The sequence below is a fragment of the Azospirillum sp. TSH64 genome, from assembly GCF_003116035.1.
In the GTDB taxonomy this organism is placed as follows: Bacteria; Pseudomonadota; Alphaproteobacteria; order Azospirillales; family Azospirillaceae; genus Azospirillum.
The window spans coordinates 1,890,775-1,916,036 of sequence record NZ_LGQW01000015.1; the positions used below are offsets into that span (position 1 = coordinate 1,890,775).

26 protein-coding genes are annotated in these 25,262 nt (G+C 68.6%); 6 read left to right on the top strand and 20 right to left on the bottom strand.

Annotation, left to right across the window (positions count from 1 at the left end):
• From TSH64_RS36100 to moeB, 5 genes are all read left to right on the top strand, one after another.
• Positions 1-544: hypothetical protein (locus tag TSH64_RS36100; protein ID WP_211099161.1), on the top strand; the 544-nt coding region annotated here is incomplete at its 5' end.
• A 129-nt stretch (positions 545-673) separates the two neighbouring features.
• A complete protein-coding gene (locus TSH64_RS10190) occupies positions 674-1,990 on the top strand; it encodes a YcaO-like family protein (protein WP_109096639.1) in 1,317 nt (438 codons plus the stop codon).
• Positions 1,987-3,408, top strand: a complete 1,422-nt coding sequence (locus TSH64_RS10195; protein WP_109096640.1) for a TfuA-like protein — start codon at positions 1,987-1,989, stop codon at positions 3,406-3,408. Before TSH64_RS10190 ends, TSH64_RS10195 begins: the two co-directional genes overlap by 4 nt.
• Positions 3,405-3,689: a MoaD/ThiS family protein gene (locus TSH64_RS10200; RefSeq protein WP_247872849.1), complete on the top strand. Its 285-nt coding sequence runs from the start codon at positions 3,405-3,407 to the stop codon at positions 3,687-3,689. The genes TSH64_RS10195 and TSH64_RS10200 overlap by 4 nt, the downstream gene beginning before the upstream one ends.
• A gap of 13 nt (positions 3,690-3,702) precedes the next feature.
• Complete coding sequence (gene moeB / locus TSH64_RS10205) at positions 3,703-4,860, top strand: molybdopterin-synthase adenylyltransferase MoeB (protein ID WP_109096641.1); 1,158 nt, start codon at positions 3,703-3,705, stop codon at positions 4,858-4,860.
• A gap of 109 nt (positions 4,861-4,969) precedes the next feature.
• On the opposite strand, the gene TSH64_RS10210 is transcribed toward moeB, so the two are convergent.
• The 10 genes from TSH64_RS10210 to TSH64_RS10255 all read right to left on the bottom strand — a co-directional run bounded on the left by TSH64_RS10210 (position 4,970) and on the right by TSH64_RS10255 (position 17,328).
• Complete coding sequence (locus tag TSH64_RS10210; protein WP_109096642.1) at positions 4,970-5,365, bottom strand: response regulator; 396 nt, start codon at positions 5,363-5,365, stop codon at positions 4,970-4,972.
• On the bottom strand, positions 5,362-7,083 hold the full coding sequence (locus TSH64_RS10215; protein WP_109096643.1) for a PAS domain-containing sensor histidine kinase: 1,722 nt from the start codon (positions 7,081-7,083) through the stop codon (positions 5,362-5,364). Before TSH64_RS10215 ends, TSH64_RS10210 begins: the two co-directional genes overlap by 4 nt.
• Before the next feature lie 52 nt (positions 7,084-7,135).
• Positions 7,136-8,800: an ATP-binding protein gene (locus tag TSH64_RS10220; protein ID WP_109096644.1), complete on the bottom strand. Its 1,665-nt coding sequence runs from the start codon at positions 8,798-8,800 to the stop codon at positions 7,136-7,138.
• A 264-nt stretch (positions 8,801-9,064) separates the two neighbouring features.
• Positions 9,065-11,869, bottom strand: a complete 2,805-nt coding sequence (locus tag TSH64_RS10225; RefSeq protein ID WP_109096645.1) for a sensor histidine kinase — start codon at positions 11,867-11,869, stop codon at positions 9,065-9,067.
• A 9-nt stretch (positions 11,870-11,878) separates the two neighbouring features.
• Complete coding sequence (locus tag TSH64_RS10230) at positions 11,879-12,103, bottom strand: hypothetical protein (protein ID WP_109096646.1); 225 nt, start codon at positions 12,101-12,103, stop codon at positions 11,879-11,881.
• Positions 12,100-14,352, bottom strand: a complete 2,253-nt coding sequence (locus TSH64_RS10235; RefSeq protein ID WP_247872850.1) for an exonuclease domain-containing protein — start codon at positions 14,350-14,352, stop codon at positions 12,100-12,102. Before TSH64_RS10235 ends, TSH64_RS10230 begins: the two co-directional genes overlap by 4 nt.
• Complete coding sequence (locus TSH64_RS10240) at positions 14,349-14,747, bottom strand: response regulator (RefSeq protein WP_109096647.1); 399 nt, start codon at positions 14,745-14,747, stop codon at positions 14,349-14,351. Before TSH64_RS10240 ends, TSH64_RS10235 begins: the two co-directional genes overlap by 4 nt.
• A gap of 261 nt (positions 14,748-15,008) precedes the next feature.
• A complete protein-coding gene (locus TSH64_RS10245; protein WP_247872851.1) occupies positions 15,009-16,151 on the bottom strand; it encodes an SPOR domain-containing protein in 1,143 nt (380 codons plus the stop codon).
• Positions 16,152-16,333: 182 nt separating this feature from the next.
• A complete protein-coding gene (locus tag TSH64_RS10250; RefSeq protein ID WP_109096649.1) occupies positions 16,334-16,642 on the bottom strand; it encodes a twin-arginine translocase TatA/TatE family subunit in 309 nt (102 codons plus the stop codon).
• A gap of 119 nt (positions 16,643-16,761) precedes the next feature.
• A complete protein-coding gene (locus tag TSH64_RS10255) occupies positions 16,762-17,328 on the bottom strand; it encodes a septation protein A (RefSeq protein WP_109047266.1) in 567 nt (188 codons plus the stop codon).
• 220 nt (positions 17,329-17,548) lie between these two features.
• Between TSH64_RS10255 and TSH64_RS10260 the strand changes: the two genes are divergently transcribed.
• A complete protein-coding gene (locus TSH64_RS10260) occupies positions 17,549-18,193 on the top strand; it encodes a DUF4337 domain-containing protein (RefSeq protein ID WP_109096650.1) in 645 nt (214 codons plus the stop codon).
• A gap of 4 nt (positions 18,194-18,197) precedes the next feature.
• Here TSH64_RS10260 and TSH64_RS10265 read toward each other — a convergent pair whose 3' ends face one another.
• The 10 genes from TSH64_RS10265 to TSH64_RS10310 form a co-directional block, all read right to left on the bottom strand.
• The gene (locus TSH64_RS10265) at positions 18,198-19,253 is read right to left on the bottom strand and encodes a lipid A deacylase LpxR family protein (protein ID WP_109096651.1); all 1,056 of its coding nucleotides are present in this window, start codon (positions 19,251-19,253) and stop codon (positions 18,198-18,200) included.
• Between the two features lie 117 nt (positions 19,254-19,370).
• Positions 19,371-20,258 carry an SIR2 family protein gene (locus TSH64_RS10270; protein WP_109096652.1) on the bottom strand — a complete coding sequence of 296 codons (888 nt, stop codon included), beginning with the start codon at positions 20,256-20,258 and terminating at the stop codon, positions 19,371-19,373.
• Positions 20,259-20,282: 24 nt separating this feature from the next.
• Positions 20,283-21,494, bottom strand: a complete 1,212-nt coding sequence (locus TSH64_RS10275; RefSeq protein ID WP_199237522.1) for a DegT/DnrJ/EryC1/StrS family aminotransferase — start codon at positions 21,492-21,494, stop codon at positions 20,283-20,285.
• Positions 21,495-21,779, bottom strand: coding sequence for a hypothetical protein (locus tag TSH64_RS10280; RefSeq protein ID WP_109096653.1), 285 nt, complete (start codon positions 21,777-21,779; stop codon positions 21,495-21,497).
• A 5-nt stretch (positions 21,780-21,784) separates the two neighbouring features.
• A complete protein-coding gene (gene nifT, locus TSH64_RS10285) occupies positions 21,785-21,994 on the bottom strand; it encodes a putative nitrogen fixation protein NifT (protein WP_098739281.1) in 210 nt (69 codons plus the stop codon).
• 35 nt (positions 21,995-22,029) lie between these two features.
• On the bottom strand, positions 22,030-23,181 hold the full coding sequence (locus TSH64_RS10290) for an aminotransferase class V-fold PLP-dependent enzyme (protein WP_247872852.1): 1,152 nt from the start codon (positions 23,179-23,181) through the stop codon (positions 22,030-22,032).
• A gap of 14 nt (positions 23,182-23,195) precedes the next feature.
• Entirely contained in the window at positions 23,196-23,501 is a 306-nt protein-coding gene (locus tag TSH64_RS10295; protein WP_109096655.1) for a nitrogen fixation protein NifZ, read from the bottom strand.
• Between the two features lie 58 nt (positions 23,502-23,559).
• Positions 23,560-23,886, bottom strand: coding sequence for a nitrogen fixation protein NifZ (locus TSH64_RS10300; protein WP_109096656.1), 327 nt, complete (start codon positions 23,884-23,886; stop codon positions 23,560-23,562).
• Positions 23,887-23,916: 30 nt separating this feature from the next.
• Positions 23,917-24,741 carry a 4Fe4S-binding leucine-rich repeat protein gene (locus TSH64_RS10305; RefSeq protein WP_109096657.1) on the bottom strand — a complete coding sequence of 275 codons (825 nt, stop codon included), beginning with the start codon at positions 24,739-24,741 and terminating at the stop codon, positions 23,917-23,919.
• A complete protein-coding gene (locus TSH64_RS10310; RefSeq protein WP_247873361.1) occupies positions 24,738-25,253 on the bottom strand; it encodes a hypothetical protein in 516 nt (171 codons plus the stop codon). The genes TSH64_RS10305 and TSH64_RS10310 overlap by 4 nt, the downstream gene beginning before the upstream one ends.
• Positions 25,254-25,262 lie beyond the last annotated feature (9 nt).

The following is a 25,262-nucleotide window of genomic DNA, read 5'->3' on the forward strand; positions in this document are numbered from 1 at the left end:
ATCGGCGTTCTCGGCTGCCGCGCAGTCTGCGTCGGCTGTCCCGGCTCCGGCCTTCTCGGCGGTCGCCGCTCCGGCATCGGCGTTCTCGGCTGCCGCGCAGTCTGCGTCGGCTGTTCCGGCCCCGGCCTTCTCTGCGGTCGCCGCTCCGGCATCGGCGTTCTCGGCTGCCGCGCAGTCTGCGTCGGCTGTTCCGGCCCCGGCCTTCTCGGCTGTCGCCGCCCCGGCATCGGCGTTCTCGGCTGCCGCGCAGTCTGCGTCGGCTGTTCCGGCCCCGGCCTTCTCGGCGGTCGCCGCCCCGGCGTCGGCGTTCTCGGCTGCCGCGCAGTCTGCGTCGGCTGTCCCGGCTCCGGCTTTCTCGGCGGTCGCCGCTCCTGCTTCCGCTCATTCCGCATCGGCGATGTCGGCATCGGCAACCTCCGCGTCGGCGACGTCCGCTGCGGCGCAGTCCGCTTCGGCAACCTCCGCTGCGGCCACTCCTGGCGCGTCGGCCTCCGCATCGCAGGGCCCGGCAGCGGCTGGCGACGATCCCAAGACCGAGGCGTAATCGCATCGGGGCCGGCCTATCCTCACGGGAGACGGCCGGCCCCTCATTGTCATTACGCGTCCCGCGCCCTGCGGGGCGACAATCCATCTCCCTCCGAACCGGCCGGAACCGCGAGTCCTGATCCATCCCATGGCTGACAGCGCATCGCCCGACACCGTCTATCCGGAGTTCCCCGGCATCCGCCTGGGCGACACCGTCCACCGCGCCGCCAAGCGCTTCTTCATCGGCACCCACCGCACGGCGACGCCGGAAGAGACGCTGGCCCGCATCTCGCCCCATTTCGCCCGCTGCGGCATCACGCGGCTGGCCGACGTGACCGGGCTGGACCGTCTGGGCATCCACACCGTCATCGGGCACCGGCCAAACAGCCCGACCCTGTCGGGCAGTGCCGGCAAGGGTTTCAGCCTCGCTGCAGCGACAGTCTCTGCCGCGATGGAGGCGATCGAGTTCCACCATGCCGAGCATCTGCGCCTGCCGCATGTCGAGGCGGCGTGGAACGACCTGCCGGCCGATGGACGCATCCCGCTGGACCGCTTGCCGGGAACCAAGCACGGCTCCTTCCGTCCCGACCGGCCGGAGATCTGGACCTGGGGCTGGGACCTGATGAGCGGGCGGCCGGTCGCCGCTCCCTGGACCTCGGTCGGGCTGCACAGCATGCCGCCGGGGACCAAGCCGGGGGCCCGCAGCTTCTACGCCATGGGCACCAACGGTCTGGCCAGCGGCAACCACATCCTGGAGGCGGTCGCCGCCGGCCTCTACGAGGTGATCGAGCGCGACTCCGTGGCCTGCTGGCGCTATGCCGGCGATCGGCTCAACTGGCCGACGCCGCGGGTCAATCTGGAGAGCATCGACGCGCCGACCGTGCGCGACCTGCTGCACCGGTTCGAGCAGGCCGGCATCCGTCCGCTGCTGTTCGACGTCACGACGGACCTGGGCGTGCCGAGCTACATGGCAATCGTCTATGACCGCGAGATGCGCAAGACCGGCATGAACCGCGGCTATGGCAGCCATCTGGAGCCGGCCGTTGCCATGTGCCGCGCCCTGACCGAGGCGGTGCAGTCGCGGCTGGTCCTGATCGCCGGTTCGCGCGACGACTTCTTCCGCCGCGACCTGGTCCGCAATCAGAATGCCGACGGCAATGCCGAGATCGCGGCGCTGGAGGCGACGCCGATCAACACCGACGGGCGGCGTCACCGGAACCATGCCACCCCGACTTTCGAAGGCGACATCACCGTTCTGCTGACCGTCCTGCACCGCGCCGGGATCGAGCAGGCGCTCGTCTTCGACCTTACCCTGCCGGAGATCGGCATTCCGGTGGTGCGGATTCTGGTGCCGGGGCTGGAAGGCTACCAGTTCGACTTCTACACTCCGGGTGCCCGGCCGCTGGCTTTCGCGGACGCTCTGAAGGCACATGCGTCTCAAGCGCAAATGGGATCGGTCGCATGAAGATCTGTGTGTTCCTGGGCCCCACCATGCCGGTGGAGGATGCCCGCGCGATCCTGCCGGATGCGGTGTTCCTGCCCCCGGCGGCGCAGGCCGACATCATCAGCGCCATGACCATCCACCGGCCGGACGTGATCGCCCTGATCGACGGGGTGTTCGGCCAGTCGCTGTCGGTCTGGCACAAGGAGATCCTCTATGCCCTGCACAAGGGCGTGGCGGTCTATGGCGCGTCCAGCATGGGCGCCTTGCGGGCGGCCGAATGCCATCCCTTCGGCATGGTGCCGGTCGGCGAAGTCGCGCGCGGCTATGTCGACGGCCGGCTGACCGGCGACGACGAGGTGGCGCTGGCCCATGCCGGTCCGGAAGACGGCTGGTTCCCGCTGTCGGAGCCGCTGGTGAACCTGCGTGCCAGCATGGCGGCGGCACTGGCTGCCGGGGCGGCGGACCGGGCCCTGCACGACCGGGTGATCGCCGCGGCCAAGGGGCTGTACTTCACCGAACGCACCCGCGACCGCATCTTCGCCGAAGCCGGACTGGGCGCGGAGGAAACGGACCGGCTGGAGCGCTTCCTGGAAAGCGGCGGAATCGACCAGAAGCGCCGCGATGCGGAGGTTCTGCTCAGCCATCTCGGCAGCCTCATCATGCCGCCGCGGCCGGCGCCGTTCGACTTCAACGCGTCCCATTATTTCGATGTCCTGTACGAGCGCGACCGCCGCGTCTGCCACGGCGGCAACACGGTCCCGCTGTCGGAGATCGCCTCCCACGCCGCCCTGCACCGGCCGGACTTCGCGGAAATCAACAACGCCGCACTCGGCCGCCTGCTGATCCGCCAGTTCGCGGAGGTGATGGGCGTCACGGTGGACGAGACGGCGGTGCGGACGGAAACCCGGCGTTTCTGCGCCATGCGCGGACTCGTGGGGGCGGAGGCGCTGGCCGACTGGTGCCGCCGCAACGACCTGACCGATGACGAGTTCAGCGAACTGATGACCGAGCTGGCCATCGAACGGGCGATGCGGCTCTGGCTGGTCCCGCGCCGATTCCTGGCGCGGACGACGAAGCCGGTGCTGAACGAGCTGCGCCTGCGCGGACTCTACGAATCCACCGCGGAAGAGGCGGCGCTGGTCGAGCGCGTGATGGAGCTGCATTTCGGCGACGCCAGCCGCCAGCCCAAGGAAACGGTGGAGCAACTGCTGGCCGAGCATGTTGCCAGCACCGCCTGCCGGGTTGATGCACCGGCCGACGTCTGGTCGTATGAATATGGCTTCAAGGACCTGCTGGACCTGCGCATCGACCTGATGCGGGCCAAGCAGGTGCGTGATCTGTTCCGCCAACTGGCGGTGGAGGCGGAAGCGGCGCTCGTCCAGACGGCGGCGCATAAGCCTGCTGGAGAGGCGATGCCGGAAGAGGAGATGCAGACGTGACGAACGCTGAGGTGACCATCCGCGTGCCGACCCCGTTGCGCGGCTTCGTCGGCGGGCACGATCAGGTGACGGTGCCGGGCGCCACGGTGCGCGAGGCGCTGGCGGCTTTGACCGCCGGGCAGGATGCCTTCCGCGACCGGCTGTTCACCGCCGAGGGCGACCTGCGCCGGTTCGTGAATGTCTATCTCGGCCGCGACGATGTCCGGCGGCTGGGCGGGCTGGAAGCGGCCTTGCCGGCCGGCGCCACCCTGACCCTGATGGTCGCCCTGGCCGGCGGTTGAGGAGCCTCGCGTCATGAGCCTGAAGGACCGGCGCCTCGCCGAATTGCGCGCCCGCATCGCAGAAGTCACCGCCGCTGACGCGCTGGCCCTGCAACGGGACGGTGCCCTGCTGGTCGATGTCCGCGAGGATGAGGAGACGGCGACGGGCAGCCCGGCCGGTGCGCTGCGCCTGCCGCGCGGCTTCCTTGAGTTGCGGATCGAGGAGAAGGCGCCCGATCCGGCGCGTCCTCTGCTGCTGATGTGTGCCGGCGGCACCCGGTCGCTGTTCGCGGCGGAGGATCTGTTGCGGCTGGGCTATCGGGACGTGCGGTCGGTCTCCGGCGGCTTTTCCGCCTGGAAGGCCGGCGGCCTGCCGGTGGAGGTGCCGCCGCAGCTCGATGCCGCCCAGCGCGAGCGCTACCGCCGCCACCTGACCATGCCGGAGGTGGGGGAGGCCGGACAGCACAGGCTGCTGCGCAGCCGTGTCGCCCTGATCGGCGCCGGCGGGCTGGGCTCGCCCATCGCGCTGTACCTCGCCGCCGCCGGGGTCGGACGCCTGACCCTGATCGACGACGACCGGGTCGAGCGCAGCAATCTTCAGCGCCAGATCCTGCATGCCGAAAGCCGGCTGGGCCAGCGCAAGGTGGAGAGCGGCCGCGCCGCCCTGCTCGATCTGAACCCGACGATCGAGGTGGTGTCGCACGACACGCGGCTGGAAGCGGCCAATGTGCTGGAGCTGTTGGCCGGGCACGATGTGGTGGTCGATGGCTCGGACAATCTGCCGACGCGCTATCTGGTCAACGATGCCTGCCTGCGGCTGGGCGTGCCGAACGTCTATGGCGCCATCTTCCGCTTCGAAGGGCAGGTGTCGGTGTTCGGCGGAGCGGCACCGGGCGTGCGCCCCTGTTATCGCTGCCTCTTCCCGGAACCGCCGCCGGCCGAATATGCGCCGTCCTGCGCCGAAGCCGGTGTGCTGGGCGTGCTGCCCGGCGTGATCGGCACCATCATGGCGGCAGAGACGATCAAGCTGCTGCTCGGCCTCGGCGAACCGCTGGCCGGCCGGCTGCTGCTCTATGACGGCCTGCGTGGCGAGTTCAACGAGATCGCGGTTCCGGCCGATCCGGATTGCCCGTCCTGTTCGGCCGGGGCGCATCCGGAATTGAGCGACATCGCGGCAGTGTGCGCGGGGTGATGGAGAGAGACGGCGTGCTCCCTGTCCGGCAATCGGGCCGGCCCTTAATCGGCCCTGGGGTCGGCCCGGCGGGGGTCGGCTCCGGGGTCGCCGGGAGCGGGGCTGGGCGTTAAGCGGCCGTCTTCTGGACGATGACGCTCTGGACCAGCTTCTTCAGGGCAACGAAATCGACGGGCTTGGTCACCAGTTCGGTCGCACCGATGTCCAGGGCGCGGCGGCGGTTTTCGGAGTCGCCATAGGCGGTGACCATGATCACCGGCACGTGCGGTGCTTCCGCACGAAGACACCGCAGGAAGTCGAGTCCACTCATCCCGGGCATATTGATATCGCTGAGGACAAGAACAGCTTCCGGTTGCAGGCCGGTGTTCAAGCTTTTGAGTGCCTCTTCGCCAGACGCGGCGAAATGAAGCACCAGTTCACCACGGCGCAATTCTGCGCGAAAACGCTGGCGAAACAGATCCTCGATATCCGGTTCGTCATCGACGACGAGGATTCCCAGGGTCATGTCTTTCGGCGCTCCCCTAGCGACATGGCCGTCACGGTTCGTGGCAGCGTGATCGTAAACTCGGCATGCTCGTTTTCGATGCTGGATACGTCGAAACGGCCCCTGTGTTGATGTACCACGATGTCATAGCTGAGTGAAAGTCCTAAGCCCGTTCCTTCTCCGGTAGGCTTCGTGGTGAAAAACGGAGTGAAAAGCTTTTCGATCACTGCGGTAGTCATGCCGATGCCATTGTCGCGAATTCTTATGGAAACGTCCCCTCCTCTCGTTTCGGTTGTTATTGTCAGTGCCGGTACGTAGGCAGGATCGCCGCAGGTCAGCTGTTTTTTGCGGACCGCGTAAAAGCTGTTCGTGAACAAATTAACCAGCACACGCGAGATGTCCTGTGGAACCAGCTTCACTTCACCCACCGCCGCGTCGAATCGGCGGTCCAGAGTCGCGTTGAAGCTGCGGTCCTGGGCGCGCACGGCGTGGTAGGACAGGGCCACGGCCTCTTCCACCAAGGCGTTCAGGTCGGTGGTTTGCCATTCGCCGCCGCCGCCGCGAGAATGGGCCAGCATGCTCTTGACGATGTTGTCGGCGCGCCGGCCATGGTCGGCGATCTTGCGCAGGTTGCTTTGCAGGCTGTCGACCAGTTCATCCACGTCGGTGCGGGTCGCTCCCTCCAGATGGTCGTTCAGCGGCTCCAGCAGTTCCAGCAGCTCGTCCAGCAGTTCGCCCGACAATTCGGCAAAGTTGTTGACGAAGTTCAGCGGGTTCTTCAGCTCGTGGGCGATGCCGGCGGTCAGCTGGCCGAGCGAGGCCATCTTCTCCTGGACGATCAGCTGTTGCTGGGTCTCGCGCAGCTCCTTCAGGATCGCCTCGGCCCGCTCCTTGGCTTGGCGAAGCTCATCCTCGATGCGCTTGCGGTCGGTGATGTCGTGGTGGGTGATCACATAGCCGCCGTCCGCCCGGGGAGCCGTGCGGATGTCCAGGATGCGGCCGTTCGAGGGAACCTGGCGTTCGGAATTGATGACGCCCTTGACCAGGAAGCGGGTGCACAGCTCCGCCACCGTCTCCTCGCAGGGGACATCGCCGTAATCGCCGCGCCGGTGGTTGTAATGGAGGGTCTCGGCAACCGGGGTGCCGGGAGGGAACATGCCGGGGGGATAGTCCCACAGCCGGAAATACTCGCTGTTGGCGCCCTCCAGCCGCAGGCTGCGATCCAGCATCAGCACGCCGTTGGGCATGGCGTCGATGGCCGCTTGCAACAGTTGCCCCTGATGCGGGATCTCGGCATTGGCCGCCTGGGGGCGCATCTGGGTCAGCATCTCCATCACCGCGGGCGCGCCGCCCCAGTCCACCGGTTCGAGCAGCTGGTCGAACCACTGGATGCTGGTGTCGGCCCGGTGGCGCTTGATGCGGCGGGCCAGCGGCTGGATCGGGCCCTGCTGGCAGTGGGCATAGGCGTTGCGCTCCGCCAGCCGGGCGTCCTCCGGAATCAGCGCCATGATGTCGGACAGGGCCATCACCTCCCCGACCGAGTCGTAGCCCAGCAGGCGGGCAAGCGTGCCGCTGCAATGAAGGATCACGCCGTCCCGGTGGACGATCAGGCCCGGCATCGCCGCGACCAGCTGGTCGTGATAGTTCTGCGCCCGGTCCAGCGAGGCCACGACCGACTCCTCCGGGGAGTAGGACGACAGCGGGGGCAGGGCTCGCAGCAGATCGGCTTTGTCGTCCATGAGTGGGTCCCGAAGATGTCGTCCGCAGGGCTCTGTCACTGATCCGGAAGGGTCAGGGGGCGTCCAGTGGCAGCCGCAGGATCACACAGGTTCCGCGGCCGACCTCGCTGTCGATATCGATCTCCCCGCCAAGCTTGCCGGTGACGAGATTGAACACGGCATACAGCCCCAACCCCATGCTGCCGGCGCCGCGGCGGGTGGTGGTGAAGGGCTGGAACAGCCGCGGCTGGATGTCGGCGGGGATGCCCCGGCCGTTGTCGGACACGCGCAGCTCCACCCGCTCGTCGCCCATCATCCGGACCGACACCGTGACCTGTCCCGGACGGCGGACGCTGTCCTCCGGCTGCTCGCTCTCGCTCGCACCGAAGCCGACGGGGACGGGCGCCGCCTCGAAGGCATGGGCGAAGGCATTGGTCAGCAGGGCCAGCAGCACCTCGGTCAGCGCACCGGGATAGGTGTCGAGCGCCAGCCCGTCCGGACATTCCAGCACCAGCTCATGCCCGGCGGCGGCCGGCTGCACCTGCACCGCCAGCACGATGTCCGACAGGTAGTCGCGCAGGCCGACACGGCTGCGCGGCGAACTGGCCTTGCCCTCCGTCACCAGCTTCAGGCTCTGGATCAGGGCGGCGGCACGTTCGATGTTGGCGACCAGCAGGGTGGAGACCTCGCTGGCGGTGCCGACATAATCCTGGAAGTCGCTCTTGCGCAGCTGTCCGCCGTTGAAGGTCATGATGATCCCCTCCGACGCCGTCTGCAAATGGGTGGCGGCGGTCAGGGCGATGCCGACGGGGGTGTTGATCTCGTGCGCGACCGCGGCGATCAGCTGGGCGATCACCGCCATCTTCTCCGCCCGGATCAGATCGGACTGCATGCGCTCCAGGTCGGCGAGCGCCTGTTCGGCCGAATCCTTGGCCCGGCGCAGCGCTTCCGCCTGAACCTTGCGTTCGGTGATGTCGTAGAGCCAGACGATGAAGACCGGCTGGTTCTCGTAGCTGGTGCGGTCGACGGACATCGCCATCCACACCGTGCGCCCGTCTTCGCGCACGTAATGGATCTCGTCCGAAACCGATAAGGCGTCCATCCCGGATGCCCGGTTCGGCAGCCGCTCCTGGACATGGCGGAACAGGGTGGGGGCGCAATGGTGCTGGAGCGTGTCGGCGGGGACGCCGAACAGGTCGGTGCAGCGCTGGTTGCAATAGACCAGATCGCCGGCTTCGGTGATGATGGCGACACCGATCGGGCTGCCGTCCAGGACCCGGCGCATGCGGGCGGCCTGGGCGCGCGACGCCGCCTCCGCCGTGCGGGTTTCCTGAAGCGCGTCGCGCAGGCGGCGCACGGACTGACAGGCCTCCAGCGTCTTGTGGATGGTGGCTTCCAGATCGGCGAAGTCGATGGGCTTGATGATGAAGTCGAAGGCGCCGCGGTTCATCGCCGCGCGCACGTTGCCAAGGTCGCCATAGGCCGACACCATGACGGCGCGGATGTCGGAATTCACCTGCGGCAGATGATCCAGCAGGGTCAGCCCGTCCATGCCGGGCATGTTGATGTCGCTCAGCACCATGTCGATGTCGGGCCGGGCGCGCAGGGTCGCCAGCGCCTCCTGCCCGTCATGGGCGAACAGGAATTCCAGTTCGCCGGTCCGGACGGCGCGGCGGAAGCGCTGCAAGATCAGCGTTTGGACGTCCCGCTCGTCGTCGACAACCAGTATCTTGCCCATCCCGCCTTCCTACCGCCAACCCGCCGGACAGGCGGGCCGTTCCGTCGGAGCCGCGTCATACGCCGATCCGTGGGCCCCACCATAAGCGTGCATCGCCCGAACGGGAAGGGCCGTGGCGTATGGCACCCCATCGGTTGTATGCCGCCATGGGCGCATGGCTGGGCCGGACCGCAAGCGGAAATCCCCTGATCCATATGGAACGTACATGCCGGAAAGGATAGCACGGGATTGCAGCACGGCCAGACGATTGTAAACGATTAGAGTCTAATCAATCTTTCGAATCATGACCGGCGGCTCTCCGGCGCCCTGGCCGGACGGGGAAACCGCCAGCGGCAAAGTGAACCAGAACGACGCCCCGGTGGCAGACTCGGCGACCGGTCCGTCCGGAGCGTCTTCCACCCCGATCCGGCCGCCCAGATGCTCGACGATCCGCTTGGCGATGGCCAGCCCCAGCCCGGTGCCGGCTGGCTTGCCGGTCAGCGCGTCGCCGGATTGGCGGAAGCGGTCGAACACCAGGTCACGGTCCTTCGCCGGCACGCCGGGGCCGCTGTCGATCACCGCCACCCGCAGGACCCCGTCCGCCAGCCGGGCGACCAGCCGGGTCCGGCCGCCGGGTGGGGTGAATTTGGCGGCGTTGGACAGCAGATTGACCACGACCTGGATCACCCGGTCCACATCGCCGCGCACCGGCGGCAGCCGTTCCGGGATATCGACCGACAGGGCGATGCCGCGCTCGCGGAACAGCGCCTCCGTGGCGACGACCGCCTCCGCCAGGGCCTGTCCGGCATCGATGGTCCCGATTCGCCAGTCCAGCGCACCGGCCTCGATCTTCGCCATGTCCAGCACTTGGTTGATCAGGCGGGTCAGCCGCTCGCTCTCCTTGATGATGACGGCCAGGAACTCCTGCCGCTGCTCGGAGTCCAGCTCGGGGTCGTCGTGCAGGATTTCGCTCAGCGCCCGGATCGAGGTCAGCGGCGTGCGCAGTTCGTGGGTGACGGTGGACAGGAAGTCGTCCTTCAGCCGGTCCAGCTCGGTCAGCCGCTCGTTGGCGGCGCGCAGCGCGTCGGTGGCACGTTCCAGTTCCGCCGTCTTGCGTTCCAGCGCGCGGCTGTGGGCGATGACGTCGCTGGTCTCGTCCAGCATGCGCAGAAGCTCCGCCGCCTCCACGGCACCTGCCGAGACGGAGGAGGCCAGGGCGACGCGGGCCGACGCTCCGCCGATGGCGCCGGCCAGCAGCCGTTCGGCCAGCCGCAGCCGGTCCGGTCCGGCCGGCTCGTCCGGATCGGCGCCGTCGAAGGCACGCCCGGCACGCTGTGGACCGAGGAAGCGGGCGACCACGCGGGTGAGATCGCCGACGCTGGCCGCACTGCGCCAGTCCGGCGGCGCCTCCCGCCGTGGTGTCGCGACATCCGGGGCGGAGTGGAAGACATCGACGAACGCCGTGGCCTGCACCCGCTCCGCCGCACCCTGCCGGTCGAACAGCGACAGGCCGACATAGGCGCCGATGTTGGCGAGCGCGGTCCAGAACAGCGAATGGGCCAGCGAGTCCCAACCTTCGAGCCCGAACAGCGCGTAAGGCCGCAGGGCGGCGATTCCCCACGGCCCCTCGGTGATGAAGCCGGACGGCAACCAGCCCGAACGCGCGAAGCTGGGCAGCAGCAGGGTATAGGCCCAGACCAGCGCGCCCGCCGCCACGCCACCGATGGCGCCACGCCGGGTCGCTCCCCGCCAGTAAAGGCCGCCGATCAGTGCCGGGGCGAACTGTGCCACCGCGGCGAAGGAAATCAGCCCGATCGACACCAGAGCGTAGGCCGAGCCCGCCAGCCGGAAATAGCCGTAGCCGAACAGCAGGATCGCCACGATGGCGATGCGCCGCACCGCCAGGAGGAGCGGTGCCAGATCGGCTGAGCGTGCCAGCGCCCGCGGCCGGGTGCGCAGCAGGATCGGCATCACCAGGTCGTTGCACAGCATGGTGGACAGCGCCACCGTCTCGACCACGATCATCCCCGCCGCCGCCGACAGCCCGCCCAGGAAGGCCAGCAGCGCCAGCCATCCCGCACCGCCGTTCAGGGGGAGGGCGACCATGAACAGATCCGGGTCCATCCCTCCGCCGAACGTCAGCAGGCCGGACAGCGTCACCGGCAAAACGAACAGGTTGATCAGCAGGAGATAGAGCGGGAACAGCCAGATCGCCCTGTCGAGATGGCGTTCGTCCGTCGATTCGATGACCATCACCTGGAACTGGCGCGGCAGGCACAGCATCGCCGCGGCGGACAGGATGGTGGTGGCGACCCAGGCGCCCCATGGACCGCCGCCGGACGCGGCATGCCCAAGCGCCGCCTCGCTGCCCATCAGGCGGGCGAGGTCCGGGCGGGCGGCCGCTGCGGCGAACAGGCTGGCTAGCCCGCCGTGCAGGCCCCAGACCACGAAGATGCCGACCGCCAGGAAGGCGACCAGCTTCACCAGCGATTCGAGCGCGATGGCGGCGACCATGCCCGGATGATGCTCCGCCGCGTCGATCTGGCGGGCACCGAAGACGATGGCGAACAGCGCCATCACCGCCGCTATGAGAAAACCCTGGTCGAGGAATGGCTCGGTGGGTGCGCCCAGCCCGCCACCGGTCAGCGCGTCGAAGCTGACGGCGACCGCCTTGAGCTGCAAAGCGATGTAGGGGGTCACACCCACCGTGGCTGTCAATGCCACCAGACCGCCCAGCAAGGGGCTGTGGCCGTAGCGGCTGGCCAGGAAGTCGGCGATGGAGGTGATGCGCTGCGCCTTGGCGATGCGCAGGATCTTGCGCAACAGCAGCGGCGCCAGCAGCATCAGCAGGGTAGGGCCGAGATAGACCGGCAGGAACCCGATGCCCAGTGTCGCCGCCCGCCCGACCGACCCGTAGAAGGTCCAGGTGGTACAATAGACCCCGAGCGACAGGGCGAAGACGGTGGGCGAGGCGATGACGCTACGCCCCGCCGCTTCCCGCCGGTCGGCCCAATGGGCGATGGCGAACAGGGCGGAGAGATAGACCAGCGCGGCGATCAGGACGGCAGCCCAATCCAGCCCGGCCTCCATGCCGCCCTCCTAGCGTGCCCGGCCGGCGAGTGCCGCCAGCGCGATCACCGCCGCCCAGATGCCGAAGACCCAGCCATACAGTATCGGCACCCCCAGGATCGTTCCCTTCACACTGAACAGGCCGAGAAGCGGTGGGCTGAACAGGGCGGCCGCCAGCAGGAACAGGCCGATCATCCGGTCGCGGTACCGGGCGGAGCCCGGCTCATGGCCCGGGATCGGCTCGGGCGCGCTCAAAAGGCGCGCTCCCGTGCGGCAAGTTCGACCAGAATGTTGGCCCCGCGGATGGCATCGTCCAGCGTCCGCACCTCGCGCTCGCGCAACATCTCGATCATCCGTAGGAACACCGCGGCGGTGACCAAGCTGTCGCCCAGCGCGGTGTGGCGGTCCACCACCTCGATGCCCAGCCGTTCGGCGATGCCGTCCAGCGTGTGGTCGCCGTCGTTGCCCAGCAGCATGCGCGACAGCAGCATGGTGTCGAGAACCGGACAGTCGAAGGCCACCCCGGCCGCCCGTTCTTTCATCTTCAGGAATTTCAGGTCGAAGGCGGCATTGTGCGCCACCAGCACCGCACCGGAAACGAAACCGCGGAACTGCGGCAGCACGGCGTCGATGGTCGGCTTGCCCGCCACCATCCCGTCGGTGATGCCGTGGAAGGGGACCGATTCCGGCGGGATCGGCCGTTTCGGATCGACCAGCGTGTTGAAGGTCTCGCCGGTCAGGATGCGCCCGCCGACGACGCGGACGGCGGCGATCTGGATGATCTCGTCGCCGGTGCTGGGCGACAAGCCGGTGGTCTCGGTGTCGAACACCACGTAATGCAACCGGTCCAGCGGCGTGCGGCCAAGCTCGCTGGTCGCCAGCGGTTGGTGCAGCAGCCCGAAATCGAAGAATTCCGGCCGGGCGCCGGCCTTCGGCCGCGGCTGGACGGTGCGCGGCGACTGCGCCGGCGGCAACGGCACGCGCAACCGGGCGCGGGCGGTATCGCGGGCGGTATCTGGGGCGCTGTCGGTGGACAGCGGCTCGCTCCAGGCGGTGCTGCGGTGGTGCTGCAAGACGTCGCCGGCGCTGAGGCCGCCCAGACCGTCGGGCAGGGTCTGGTCCAGCCAGCCGTCCAGCGTGGCGCTGGACACAGGCGGCCCCTGCCAGACGAGGTCGAGATAGACCCAGCGGTCGCCGTCCTGCGGGCCGGCAGCCTCAAGATCGAAGGCGGTGGCGCCGGTCAGCGCCTGCACCCGCCCGATCAGATAGGCGAACAGCAGGACGAGGCTGTGGCTGTCGCCATGCACCCATTGCGGCAGACCGGTCAGCGTCACCGTGGTCGCGGACTCGGCCCCCACCCGGTGGGCGACAAGGGTGATCAGGTTGTTGGAATGGATGTCGCTCATCGGCCAGCTGCCGGTGACGACATTGCGGTAGGCGTTGGTCACCCGCTCCAGCCTTTGCGACAGGCTGTCGCAGGAGTCCAGCATCGCGCTTTCGAAGGCGGCGCGCTCGCCGGGTCCGAGGTCGGGTGCGTCGTACAGCGTCTCCACCGCCGCCCGCAGATTGGCGATGGGCGCACGGAACCCTTCCGTCGCCTCGCGCAGCAGGGAGTCGCGCTGGCCCAGCGCCGCCAGTTCGCTGGTGGCGTCTGACAGGGTCAGAACGTAGCCGGTTATGACAGGGCCGGTTATGGTCGGCGGCTCGTCCGACGCCGGGTCGGGGTCCTGCAGGATGGCACTCATCCGCCCTTCCAGCAGGATGCGGCCGTCGGTGGTGGCGCCGACGAACTGGGCGGTGGTCCCATGCTCGTGGTTGACGTGCCGCCCCTCGCGCACCCGCAGGGTCAACCGCTCCAGCGTGTGGGTCACCGGCTCCGCGACCACGAAGTGCAGCAGCGAGCGGCCCAGCCCAAGCTCGCCCGTCAGATGCAGGATGTCGAGAGCGGTCTGGTTGTAGAGCAGGATCTGGTTCCGGGTGTTGCAGACCAGGACACCTTCGTGCAGATCGCGCAGCACGGCGGCGAGCTGCGTCTTCTGCTCTTCCGCCTTGGCGGTGGAGTCGGCGACGGTGCGGGCGATATCGCGCCGGACCTGGGCCAGCTTGTCCGACAGATCGTTCACCGCGCGGGCGATGGGCAGCAGGTCGCCATAGCGGGCCAGCGGCACCCGGCCGCCGACCGCCCCCTCGGCATTGCCGTGGGCGATCAGCCCGGCCTCGCGGCTCAGGGTCTCCGCGGCGCGCAGCAGATAGCGGTCGACCGCCAGCCACAGCCCCCAAACCGCGGCGGCGCAAGCCGCCGTCATGACCACGGCGTAGGTCAGCAACGGGTCCGATGCGTCCGACCCGCGCACCGCCGCCGCCAGCCCGACCGCCACCACCACCAGACCGATGCCGACGGCGCGGAAGGCCAGCGGGATCATGCGGCGGGGCAGGCGGGCGGGCGGAGGAACGCCGCTGCTCTTCCGGTCCGGGCATGGTCCATCCAGTGCCGGGGCGGTCATGGTGCCGGCTCCGCGCTGCCGGTCGCGGTCAGGCCCAGATGGCGGCGGACGGTGGTCAGCAGGTCGCGGGTGGAGAAGGGCTTGGTGATGTAGTCGGTGGCGCCCAGCGCCAGCCCCTTCTGCCGTTCGACGTCGCGGCTTCGCGCCGTCAGCATGATGATCGGCAGCGTCTTCCAGGCCGGGTTGGTCCGCAGGGTCTGGCAGACGTCGAAGCCGTCGCGCTTCGGCATCATCGCGTCGAGCAGGATCAGGTCGGGGGTGAAGGTCTCCACCGAGCGCAGCGCTTCGTCCCCGTCGCGGGCGATGCGCACGTCGAACCCGGCGCGCTGCATGAGAACCTGGAGCGACAGGACGATGCTGGGCTCGTCGTCGACAACCAGGATGGTCGGCTTCATGGCGGGGCGTCCTCCGGTGCGCCGGTCTTATGCCGGCTTCCCAATTTGCGGCCGGGGCAATGCATTCGTGCCCTGGAATGTCCATGGTACGAGCAAAGACAAGCGGGGATCAAGCGGCACTCCCGGCTCCCCCGACCAAAGAACGGGGTGAAGCCGGAAAGAAAAAGCCCGACCGCGACCAAATGTCGCCGCCGGGCTTTCGTTTCAATGACACGATGTCGCAGGGGCAAAAACCGGCCGGCGCCCGTCGCCGGCCCGGGATCAGCGCGTCGACACGACGACGGGGTTGAGCCCCATCTTCGATTTCAACTGCTCGGCCTCCCGCTTGGCGGCGGCCGGATCGGGGTAGCCGCCGACGCGCACCGCGCGCCAGGACCGGTTCGAACCGTCGGTCCAGTCCACCGTGTAGGCCTGGAACCCGTTGCCCTGAAGCCGCTGGACCAGCGAATCGGCGTTCCCCGTCACCGAGAAGCTGCCGACCTGCACGGTGTAGCGTCCGGCCGGCGCCTGGGCGGCAGGGGTGGGCGGAGCGGCGGCCTTGGCGGCCTGCTTGGGCTCGCCGTTGCCGGGCGACGCGGCGGGCGGGGTGGCGGGGGCCGCCGGTGTCGCGGCGGGCGGACGCTTTGCCGGCTCCTTGGGCGGCGCCAGCATCGCCTGCAACGATCCGGTGTCCGCCGGAGCGTCCTGCTTGGGCGCTTCCGGCTTGGCTGCTTCCGGCTTCGGCGACTCCGGCTTCTGGACCGCGGGAGCGCTTTCCATCGGGGCCGCAGCGCGCGGCTTCGGAGCCGCGGCGGGGGCGGTGGCCGGGACGGACGGTGGCTCCGGCACTTTCAGGACCGGGGGCGGGCTGGTTGGCAAAGCGGCGACCGGCGGCGGCGGGGCGGCGGCGGGTGTCTGTGCCGGCGCGGACTGCACCGGAGGAGCCTGCGTCGCGGCGGTCGGCGAGGTGGTGGGCGTCGGGGTGGTGGCAGGTGTCGGCAGGCTTCCGGTCGCGTTCGACGCGGCGCCGGGTGCCGGGTTGGCGGGCGTCTGGTTGGCAGGGGCGCGGGTGATGGCGGGGGCCGGCACCATCGGCGCCCCGCTGTTGGCGGCCGTCGTCACCGGCGCCGGATCGCCCGAGCCGAAATAGACCACGCCGACGGCAATGCCGCCGGCAGCGACCAGGGCCATCGCGATCTTGCCCAGCGGCAGGCGGCTGCGGGCTGCCGGCTCCTCCTCCTCATACTCCACGTCGTCATCCTGCGGGTCGGCCCGCAGATCTTCGTTCAAGGCGCGAAGCAGCTTGGCGATGTCCTCGTTCTCCGGCGGCGGAGTGTCGGAAGGTTTGCCGTTGGCCTTCATCTCGTCCTTGAAAGTCGGTGTCGTCAGGGTTGGAGCCTGCCGGTACGGTGGCTTGAGCGTCACGGTCGACCTGCGCTTGCCCGTCATGGCGGGCCGGCTGAAAGCAGAAAAAGGGGCCTTCCGGGCGCCGGGACCGCGGAACACGGACCGGCTGCGGAAAGCCCCTTCTCTTTATCGTATTTTGCCGCCCCTTCAAACCGCCATGCGGTCGCGCCCGGCAGTCGGGCGGCACAAAAGAAGAGACCTCAGCCCTGATGCGGCCGGGTCGGATCGACCGGCTGGGCGGTGGTCGTGGTGGTGGCGGTCGGCGCCGGCTGAGGTGCGGCCGGCTGTGCCGGGGCCGGGTTGATCGCGGCCGGAGGAGCCTGGGCCGGCGTCTGGGCGGTGGTGGTCGCGGCAGGCGGCTGGGCCTCGTCCTCGTCCTTCAGTCCGGCCTTGAAGGCCTTCACGCCCTTGGCGATGTCGCCCATCACGTTGGGCAGCTTGCCGGCGCCGAACAGGAGAAGCACGATGACCAGAACGATCAACCAGTGCCAGATGCTGAAACTGCCCATCGATCAATACCTCTGAAAAACGGTCGGAACGGATGTCGTCGCGGTCGCCACCAATGTGAGTGCCCCTTCCGCGCCGCACAAGAGGGGCAAGGCCGGGAGTCGTGACAAAGCTGGTGCCGTCAGGCTGCCGGGCCGCTTTCCGCCGGCTCATCCGGCAGCTGGTGGCGCATGATCAGCGGTGCCTGGAAAGCGCTGAACAGCAGGGTCAGCGGCATGATGCCGAACACCTTGAAATTGACCCACGTGTCGGTGGCGAAGTTCCGCCACACCACCTCGTTGAGCACGGCCAGCAGCAGGAAGAACCACGCCCAGCGGATGCCCAGCGTTCGCCACCCGTCGTCCGAAAGGTTCAGAACCGTGCCCAGCAGGCGCTTCATCACGTTGCGCCGCGTCATGTGGGCGACGAACAGGACGATGGCGAACAGCAGGTTGACCAGGGTCGGCTTGATCTTGATGAACAGGTCGTCCTGAAGCCACAGAGTCAGGCCGCCGAACAGCAGCACGAATCCGGCGCCGACCACCGGCATGATCGGGATGCGCCGTTCCAGCCGCCAGGACACCGCGAGCGCGATGGTGATGGCGACCATGAAGACCGCGGTGCCGGTCATGATGCCGGCCTGTGAATTGGCAACGAAGAAGGCGGCGAGCGGGCCGGCCTCGATCGCCAGGCGTGCGAACTGGTTCATGGTCCCTGACATAGCCCGAACCGGTCGCCCATGAAAGGGGCGAATGTTGACGCACGAGACATTCGGGAGCCCACACCCGCCCGTGAAAAGGAAAATGTGGCGGTGACATCGCTCGGTCCCCGACGCCGGAACGCGAGCGGGGCTTTTCTCGCGTCGAGTGTTTCGCTAACTCTTTCGTCATCCGCCGAACGGCGGGGGACAGGACGAAGGGCAGGGGACCATGGAAGCCGCCGAGGTGAAGGACCTGATCGACGAAGCCCATGAGCGGGAACGGGCCAAGCACCGCCCCGCGGGACACCACCATGCCGAAGAGAATGACGAGGGCGGGCATGGGGTGAAGATGTCCACCGCCATCTACATCTCCGTCCTGGCGGCGGTGCTCGCCATCGTCAGTGTCGCCGGTTCCAATGCAGGCAAGGAGCTGATGGCCAGCGCAATAGAGGCGTCGGACAGCTTCGCCTATTACCAGTCCAAGACCCAGCGCCAGATCAGCCTGCGCTTGGCCGCTGACGAACTGGAACTGCTGTCCGCCGGCATGCCGGCCGATGCCCAGGCCAAAGCCTTGCAGCGCTCCACCGAATACCGCCAGTCGGCTGACCGGATGGAGGCCGACGAGGGCAAGAACAGCCGCAAGGATCTGTTGAACAAGGCCAAGGCGGCGGAGGTGCGGCGCGACCATGCCGCGGCGCAGGACCCCTATTTCGACTTCGCCGAGGGCATGTTGCAACTGGCCATCGTGCTGGCATCGGTCTTCGCCATCACCAACCGCGGCTTCATCCTGTGGGCCAGCCGCGGTTTGGCAGCGGCCGGCGTGCTGATGGCGTTGGACGGCTTCACCCTGATCCTGCCGCTGCCCTTCCTCTGATCCCTCAGAACTGGGCCGACAGACGCAGGGAGCCGTAGTTGGTCAGCGATTTCTGGCCTTGGAACTCCGGCGTCTGCAGGGTCTGGGCGTAGGTCAGGCCGTAGCGGCCGTAGCGCAGGGTCAGGCCGGCCTGCATGCTGCCGACCAGCGGGTGCTTGGCGACCGAGCGGCTTTCGCGGAAGCTGTTGCCGTCCAGGAAAATATTGCGGGCCACCGCCCGGCCCTCGGCGCTGGCATAGACGTACCAGGAAAAGCGCCCCGGCCGTTCGGAGTAAGGATTGTCCTGGTAGGGGATGCTGGAGGTCGGGCGCGTCACCAGCGCACCGACCGGCGGCGGCATGTTTCCGCCGAGCCGGACGGTGGCCCCCGTCGCGGCGAAGGTCAGCACGTTGCCGACACTAGCGGCGACATGGGGGCTGAAATCCCATTCCAGCGGGCCGAGACTGTTGGGCTTCTCGTCGCGCCAGACATGCTCATAGCTCAGCACGACACCCGGCTCGTCGCGCAGCTGGTAGTTCCAGCCCTCCGGATAGGTGGCGCCGTCGACGATCTTGTGGACCGTCTTCTGCGTCTGCTCCGCCAGCGAAGCCGGACCGACCATGCCGAGGTCGAGGTCGATGCGGTCTACCGCCCGCGGCGCCTCGTTCAGCACCGACACGCGGCCATAAAGCCAACCGGCATAGGGCCGGTCCTTGGGGTTTGGGTTGCGGGCGGTCAGGTCGCTCGGCGTGTAGATGTTCTGGCCGAAGGCGAAGCCGTAGCGCCGCACGCCGCCCGGTTCGATCCAGGGCACAAGGTTGGCCAGCCAGTCGATGTTGCCGTAGGTCGGCCGGGCCCCGGAGAAGTAATAGAACTGGAACCCGTTCGTGTAATAGCGGTCGGTCCCGCCGCCGAACAGGTCGTTGTCGATCCAGAACCCGATGGCCGGGCCGGAGGTCGCCGGTTCGTCGCCGGGGGGAGGGGTGGTTTCCTGCGCGGTGGCCGACGACATCGCTGCCGATGCAGTCAGCAACAGGGTTGCAAATGCTGCGGCCAAAGTGGGGCCGCTCTTCGTCACCATTCCCGCACGCTCCATCCGTTTCGCGAGATAACGGATGGAGGGGAGCTGTGTTGCGCTGCGGTGCGGCCTCTTTGGGGGTAGGGGGCGGGGCCTGGGTCGAGGATGCTCCCCGCATGCTCACACCCGCGTCCGCAATCCCTCCACCGCTTCCTCCAGCGTCATGTCGATGCGCTTGATCCCGTGAAGCGCCAGGAAGCGTGCCTCGTTCTTCGACAGCTCGCCGGGGATGACCGCCCAGTGGCTGTCGGAGGAGCGCTTGGCGATCTGGCGGGCGAAGGTGCGCTGGATCTCCTGGTCGAAGCGGCAGCCCAGATATAGGAAATGACGGCCGGCGCGGCGGTCCTGGACGATGGCCGGGATCGGGGTCTGGATGTCGATCTCCGTCAGGATCTCGACATAGTCGCTGTCGGAGATCAGGTAGTTGCCGGCCGGCGTCGCTGCCCCCGACGGCTTGTACAGCACGGTGTCCCAGCCGGCCGCCGCCTCCGCGGAGGCTTCGGCACCGTCAGGGCCGTAGTAACGCACCCATTCGCCGGTCGATTGCGGGTGCGACACCCCCTGGATCTGTCCCCAGGTCCGGTCGGCGGCGGCGCTCAGCAGACCGTCCAGCACGCTGTCGTACCAGACATCGACCAGCAGCGGCGGGGCCGGGATCGCTGCCAGCAGGGCATGCACCGGGGTGGCCGGCACCGTCTGGCGGAAGATGTCGTTGAGGATGGCCTCCAGCGTCTTGCGGTGCTTGCGCGTCTCAATGAACTGGGCGACCGCGGTCAGGCTGGCGCGGATGCGGCCGGGGGCGGCGACCTTGGCGTTCAGGCGCTGCACCAACTCCGCCGAGTTGCGCGGGATCGGACACTGGTCGGGCGGCAGCAGGTCGAAGGCGCCGGGGCCGAGATAGGGCACCACCTGCCGCGCCGCAAGCGCCGCGGCGATGTCGGCCAGTGCCGCGGCGGCGTCCGGGACCGTGACGGAGTCGGAATCGGGTGCAAGCGTGGTGACGGTCATGGATGCCTCTTCCCTCTCTGGGCTTCACAGATAGATCGCGGCGCCGGCACCGGTGTTGATGCTGGCGTCCTTCAGCGTTTCCACGATGAAGGCGACCTGGTCGCGGGTGATCTTGCGGTGCAGCGGCAGGGCCAGCACGCGGTCGGCGGTCTTGGTACAGACCGGACAGGCGCCGCGGCCGGCACGATCTTCGCCCAGCGCTTCGATGTAATATTGCTGGGTGTGCAACGGCTGGCCGTAGTCGCTGGCGTCGATGTCGTGGGTGTCCAGATCCTCGATGATCGACCGGCGGCCCGACGCGCTGAAGCGGGTGCCGAGATGGACGCAATAGACCATCGGGTTGACCACCTCGGCCCCCGGTCCGCGATAGGGCGGCTTAATCCCCTCGAAGCTCGCCATGGCTGCGTCGTAGTAGGCGATCACCAGATTGCGGCGCGTCAGGATTTCCGGCAGGCGCTTCAACTGCACCAAGGCCAGCGCCGCATTCAGGTCGCTCATCCCAGCCTGCCAGGGCAGGGTGCGGGTGATGACCACCGTGTTGCGGTGCTCCGTCTCGCGCCGGCGCATGTAGCGCAGCCGGTGGGCGAGGTCGCGGTCGTCGGTGACGATCATCCCGCCCTCGCCGGCCAGCAGGATGCCGGGTTCGGAAAAGTCGAAGACCGCCGCATCGCCGAAGGTGCCGACCATCTGCCCCTTGTAGGTCGAGCCGATGGCCTCGGTCGAATCCTCCAGCAGGATCAGCCCTTTGGCATCGGCAAGCGCCCGCAGCTCGTCCCAATGGGCGGGGTGGCCGTTGACGTTGCCGGCCAGGATCGCCCGGGTCTTCGGCGTGACCAGCGCCGCCGCCTTCTCCGGGTTGATGGTGTGCTGCCAATAGTCGATGTCGACCAGCACCGGCGTGGCGCCGGACAGCGCCACCGCATGCTGCACCTGATGCCAGCCGAACGGGCTGCACAGCACCTCGTCCCCCTCGCCGATGCCATAGCCCTTCAGCATCAGCAGCGTCGCCATGGTGCCGCTGGACACCGCCACTGCATGGTCGCGGCCGACATAGGCGGCGAAGCCATCCTCGAACGCCCGCACCATCCGCCCGTCGCTCAAGGCCCCGGAGGACAGCAGGCGGCCGAGCATCTCGACCTCGGCACCGGAGATGTCCGGATCGGTCAGCGGGATATAATCGTCCACCCCGTCATCGTCGGAGGCGGCGGGGTCCCATGCTACGGCGGCTTCGCTCATTCACTCGTCCTCGTCCCGTTGGGCGATCACGACGCCGGTGGCAAGCTCCGGCTTGTCGGTGATGAGCCAGCAGTGGTTGTTGCCGTCCACCAGATGCAGGTCGAAGCCCGCCCCTTCCCGGAACGGATCCTCCGCCATCACCGCGGCCATGGCGCCGGTGACGGTCTTCAGGTCCGGGTTGGCCTCGCGCACGCTGCGGACCACGGCGTCGAGCTTGCCGCCGCCGGCGAACAGTTTGCCGGCCAGGGTGGCGATGCTGTCGATGCGCTCAGGCGACAGGGCCATGGGGGTCACTCCGTTCCGCGCTTCTTGGCTTCCACGGTGATCGGCAGGCGGGTTTCCGCCGGCATCTCCGGCAGATCGAGCGTCCAGCCGTTGGCGACCTTGACCCAGCCGCCCCACAGGCCCGGCTTCTCCATCTCGACGATGGGTTCCTCCAAGTCCTTCTTGGCGACGTAGATCGTGTACTGTTCGGACGCCTTGCGGATCATCACCTTCATCACCGAAACTCCATCCTATTGTTTTAATTATATTTTCAGGCTGCGACCAACCGGGCGTGCAAGGCCGGCAGTTCCGACAGGACGGCGTCCACCTCCGCCGCGGTGGTGTAGCGGCTCAGCGAGAAGCGCAGGCTGGCAGCGGCCTCGGCGCCGTTCAGTCCCATGGCGGTCAGCACATGGCTCGGCTCGTTGCCGCCGGAGGAGCAGGCGGCCCCCATCGACACGGCGATGCCGGCGCGGTCGAGCCGCATCAGCAGTTCTTCGGCGTCCACCGGATGACCGCGCCCGTCGGCGAAGCGGATGTTGCTGGTGTTGGGCAGACGGGCGGCACCGGCGCCGTTCACAACCGCACCCGGCCAGCGGGCGAGGATGCCCTGTTCCAGCCGGTCGCGCAGGAAGGCGATCAGATCCGCCTCATCCAACCAGAGCGAGGCCAGCGACGCGGCGGCGCCGAAGCCGACGATGCCCGGCACGTTTTCGGTTCCGCCGCGGCGGCGGCGCTCCTGATGGCCGTGGATCAGTGCATGGAAGGGGGCGCCCTTGCGGACATAGAGCGCGCCGACGCCCTTCGGCCCGTGCATCTTGTGGGCGGACAGGGTGAGGTAGTCGGCGATGCCGCAATCGACCGGGACCCGGCCCGCCGCCTGCACGGCGTCACTGTGGAACAGCGCGCCATGGGCGTGGGCGATGGCCGACGCCCCTTCGACCGGCATCAGCACGCCGGTCTCGTTGTTCGCCCACATCATGGAGACCAGCGCCGTCGCCTCCGTCACCGCGGCGGCGAGATCGACCAGCGAGGGCAGGCCGTCGCGGTTCACCGGCAGGATGGTGACGCGCCAGCCGCGTTGGCGCAGGTCGTCGAACAGGGCCAGCGTCGCCGGATGCTCCACCGCGGTGGTGACGATGTGGTCGCGGTGGTGGTCGGTCTCCTCGATCACGCGCAGGGCACCCAGGATGGCGGCGTGGGTCGCCTCGGTGGCGCTGCCGGTCATCACCAGATCGGCCGGCTTGGCGCCGATCAGGGCCGCGACCTGCGCCTTGGCCTCGCTGACCGCGCGGCGGGCCGCCATGCCGGCGGAATGCGGGCTGGACGGATTGGCGAACTCGCCGAACAGGTGCGGCAGCATCGCCTCGCGCACCTCCGCAGCCAGGGCGGTGGTGGCGTTGTTGTCGAGGTAGACGGTCATCGCATCGCCCCCCATCACATCACACCGGGCACACCGCGCCGCGACCCGTCGGCCGGGGCGATTTCCTCTTCCAGGCAGCCGACGACGGTGCCGCCGGGGAACTCCACCAGATAGACCGGCAGGCTGCCTTCCTCGGTGCGGCCGACGCGGACGATGGTGCCGGGCGTGCCCTTGGGCGCCAGCAGCGCGCCGTCCGGCACCTGCGGGTGGCTGCCGTCGTTGAACAAATCCTCCTGCACCGTGACCCGCAGGCCCCAGTCGTACAGCGGTTCGCGCGGCGGAATGAAACCGGGCTTGGCGGCGGCTTCGACGTCGGACATCGCGAGGCTCCTTATCGGTGGGGACCGGCTGGTTTGGCCTGGGGCTTCCGGGCTGGGTTCACTGGGGGTCGTTGCAGTGGGCGTCGATCACCTGAAGCTCGCGCGCGCGCATACCGACGACGACCCGTTTCTCAAAGAAATCAACGGCATAGATGTAGTACATCTGCAGGTAAGTCCCGACGGAGATGACATAGCCGACATCGCCCTCGCGGATGAGGAAGTCGCCGACCGGCCGGCCGGGATAGGTCCCGTCGTTGCGCACGTCGCGCAGGGCCTTCACCTTGAACCCCTGCTCCAGCACCGGCGGGCCGACCAGCTCATTGGCATCCTCGGCACTGCGGGCGCGTTCGCGGCGGTATGGGGCGGCTGCTTCGGTGTCGGTCATGGCGCGGATGCTCCGTCCGTTGAGGGGCCGCTAGAGGGGCGGGAGGTCGTTTGCGATCGTGAAACCTGCAGCGAGACCGGCGGCGCGCTGGCGGGCGATGGCGCGCACCTCCTCCTCCGGGTCGTCGAGCAGGGGGCCGAGCTGTCCGGCATCGATCCGCCCGGCAACGGCGAGGCGGACCATCCAGTCGGCATCCGCCAGCAGCACATGCAGCTTCGACGGCGGCAGCCGCTGGGCCACCACCAGCCGCACCCGCGGGCTATCGTCCCAGGCGAGGCTGGGCAACCAGTCCATGGCGAGGCGGCGGGCGACCTCCACCCGAACCTCCGGGTCCTCGTCATGCATCATCGCCGGCAGCATGCCGTCTGGAATCCGCCGCACCACCCGGAGCCGGACCGAACAGTCGGGATCGCGCATCAGCGGGGCGAGGTCGGCGTCCTCCAGCCGGGTGGCGACGGCGATCCGCACCTCGCGGTCGGGATCGTCGCGCAGCTTCATCAGCAGCCGGCGCGGCAGGCGGCGGGCCAGGACGGAGCGCACCGTTTCGTCCGGATCGCCCATCAGCCGGGGAAGCTGGAAGATCGGGGCGAAACGCGCCGCATTCGCCCGGACCTCGAAATAGGGATGGTCGAGATGGCCGGCCGACAGATCCGGGTTCCATTCGAAAAATCGCTGGATGCGCTTGGCGTAGCGGTCCTCGACACAGGTCTTCAGCGGCAGGCAATGACCGGGCAGCTTGCCGCCGGGCGGCAGGGCCGTGGTTGCCGGATCGAGCCGGCGGTCGCGGTGGGCGCAGGCGGTGCAATCCACCGGTTCGCCGCGCCAGTCCAGGGATTCGAGGATGTCGTCGGTCATGCGCCGGCCTCCTCAAGTTCGTCCTCATGCTCGCGGCGGTCGGCGACGGCGATCAGGCGGGCGGCTCCGAAACGGTCGTCGGGATCGAGGTCACAGACCTTGCCCAGAGCCTCCCGCCCGGCGTCGAGCCGCCCGGTGCGCAGCAGCAGGTAGCCGATGGCGACCAGGGCGAACAGGAACAGGCGGGGCGCCGGCTCCAGCCCGCGGAAATCCGCGGTGGCCGGTGTGATGCTGCGCCAGTCCGTATGGTTGACGCCGAGTGCCGCCATCGCGTGGCCGAGCATGCGCTCGCCATAGACCAGCGCCGGACCGAGGTTGGCCTTGTAGAAGTGGAACTTATAATGGCCGAGATCGACGAGGCGATGGCCGGGGGCGACCTCCGCCGCGCGGGCGAGATGGACGAGCGCCGCTTCGCTGTCGGCATAGCTGGCGGCGGCCAGATGCAGGCAGCGTTCCGCCTCGGGCGGAAGATCCCCGCCGTAGTAGCGGCGGGCGAGCCAGTCCTCATCCACCCCGTCCCG

What these genes read in the sequence shown, in the direction of transcription:
- TSH64_RS10190 (WP_109096639.1), top strand. Translation starts at nt 674, where the DNA reads ATGGCTGACAGCGCATCGCCCGACACCGTCTATCCGGAGTTCCCCGGC.
- TSH64_RS10195 (WP_109096640.1), top strand. Translation starts at nt 1,987, where the DNA reads ATGAAGATCTGTGTGTTCCTGGGCCCCACCATGCCGGTGGAGGATGCC.
- moeB (WP_109096641.1), top strand. Translation starts at nt 3,703, where the DNA reads ATGAGCCTGAAGGACCGGCGCCTCGCCGAATTGCGCGCCCGCATCGCA.
- TSH64_RS10210 (WP_109096642.1), bottom strand. Translation starts at nt 5,365, where the DNA reads ATGACCCTGGGAATCCTCGTCGTCGATGACGAACCGGATATCGAGGAT.
- TSH64_RS10215 (WP_109096643.1), bottom strand. Translation starts at nt 7,083, where the DNA reads ATGGACGACAAAGCCGATCTGCTGCGAGCCCTGCCCCCGCTGTCGTCC.
- TSH64_RS10220 (WP_109096644.1), bottom strand. Translation starts at nt 8,800, where the DNA reads ATGGGCAAGATACTGGTTGTCGACGACGAGCGGGACGTCCAAACGCTG.
- TSH64_RS10225 (WP_109096645.1), bottom strand. Translation starts at nt 11,869, where the DNA reads ATGGAGGCCGGGCTGGATTGGGCTGCCGTCCTGATCGCCGCGCTGGTC.
- TSH64_RS10235 (WP_247872850.1), bottom strand. Translation starts at nt 14,352, where the DNA reads ATGACCGCCCCGGCACTGGATGGACCATGCCCGGACCGGAAGAGCAGC.
- TSH64_RS10240 (WP_109096647.1), bottom strand. Translation starts at nt 14,747, where the DNA reads ATGAAGCCGACCATCCTGGTTGTCGACGACGAGCCCAGCATCGTCCTG.
- TSH64_RS10250 (WP_109096649.1), bottom strand. Translation starts at nt 16,642, where the DNA reads ATGGGCAGTTTCAGCATCTGGCACTGGTTGATCGTTCTGGTCATCGTG.
- TSH64_RS10255 (WP_109047266.1), bottom strand. Translation starts at nt 17,328, where the DNA reads ATGAACCAGTTCGCACGCCTGGCGATCGAGGCCGGCCCGCTCGCCGCC.
- TSH64_RS10260 (WP_109096650.1), top strand. Translation starts at nt 17,549, where the DNA reads ATGGAAGCCGCCGAGGTGAAGGACCTGATCGACGAAGCCCATGAGCGG.
- TSH64_RS10265 (WP_109096651.1), bottom strand. Translation starts at nt 19,253, where the DNA reads ATGGTGACGAAGAGCGGCCCCACTTTGGCCGCAGCATTTGCAACCCTG.
- TSH64_RS10270 (WP_109096652.1), bottom strand. Translation starts at nt 20,258, where the DNA reads ATGACCGTCACCACGCTTGCACCCGATTCCGACTCCGTCACGGTCCCG.
- TSH64_RS10275 (WP_199237522.1), bottom strand. Translation starts at nt 21,494, where the DNA reads ATGAGCGAAGCCGCCGTAGCATGGGACCCCGCCGCCTCCGACGATGAC.
- TSH64_RS10280 (WP_109096653.1), bottom strand. Translation starts at nt 21,779, where the DNA reads ATGGCCCTGTCGCCTGAGCGCATCGACAGCATCGCCACCCTGGCCGGC.
- nifT (WP_098739281.1), bottom strand. Translation starts at nt 21,994, where the DNA reads ATGAAGGTGATGATCCGCAAGGCGTCCGAACAGTACACGATCTACGTC.
- TSH64_RS10290 (WP_247872852.1), bottom strand. Translation starts at nt 23,181, where the DNA reads ATGACCGTCTACCTCGACAACAACGCCACCACCGCCCTGGCTGCGGAG.
- TSH64_RS10295 (WP_109096655.1), bottom strand. Translation starts at nt 23,501, where the DNA reads ATGTCCGACGTCGAAGCCGCCGCCAAGCCCGGTTTCATTCCGCCGCGC.
- TSH64_RS10300 (WP_109096656.1), bottom strand. Translation starts at nt 23,886, where the DNA reads ATGACCGACACCGAAGCAGCCGCCCCATACCGCCGCGAACGCGCCCGC.
- TSH64_RS10305 (WP_109096657.1), bottom strand. Translation starts at nt 24,741, where the DNA reads ATGACCGACGACATCCTCGAATCCCTGGACTGGCGCGGCGAACCGGTG.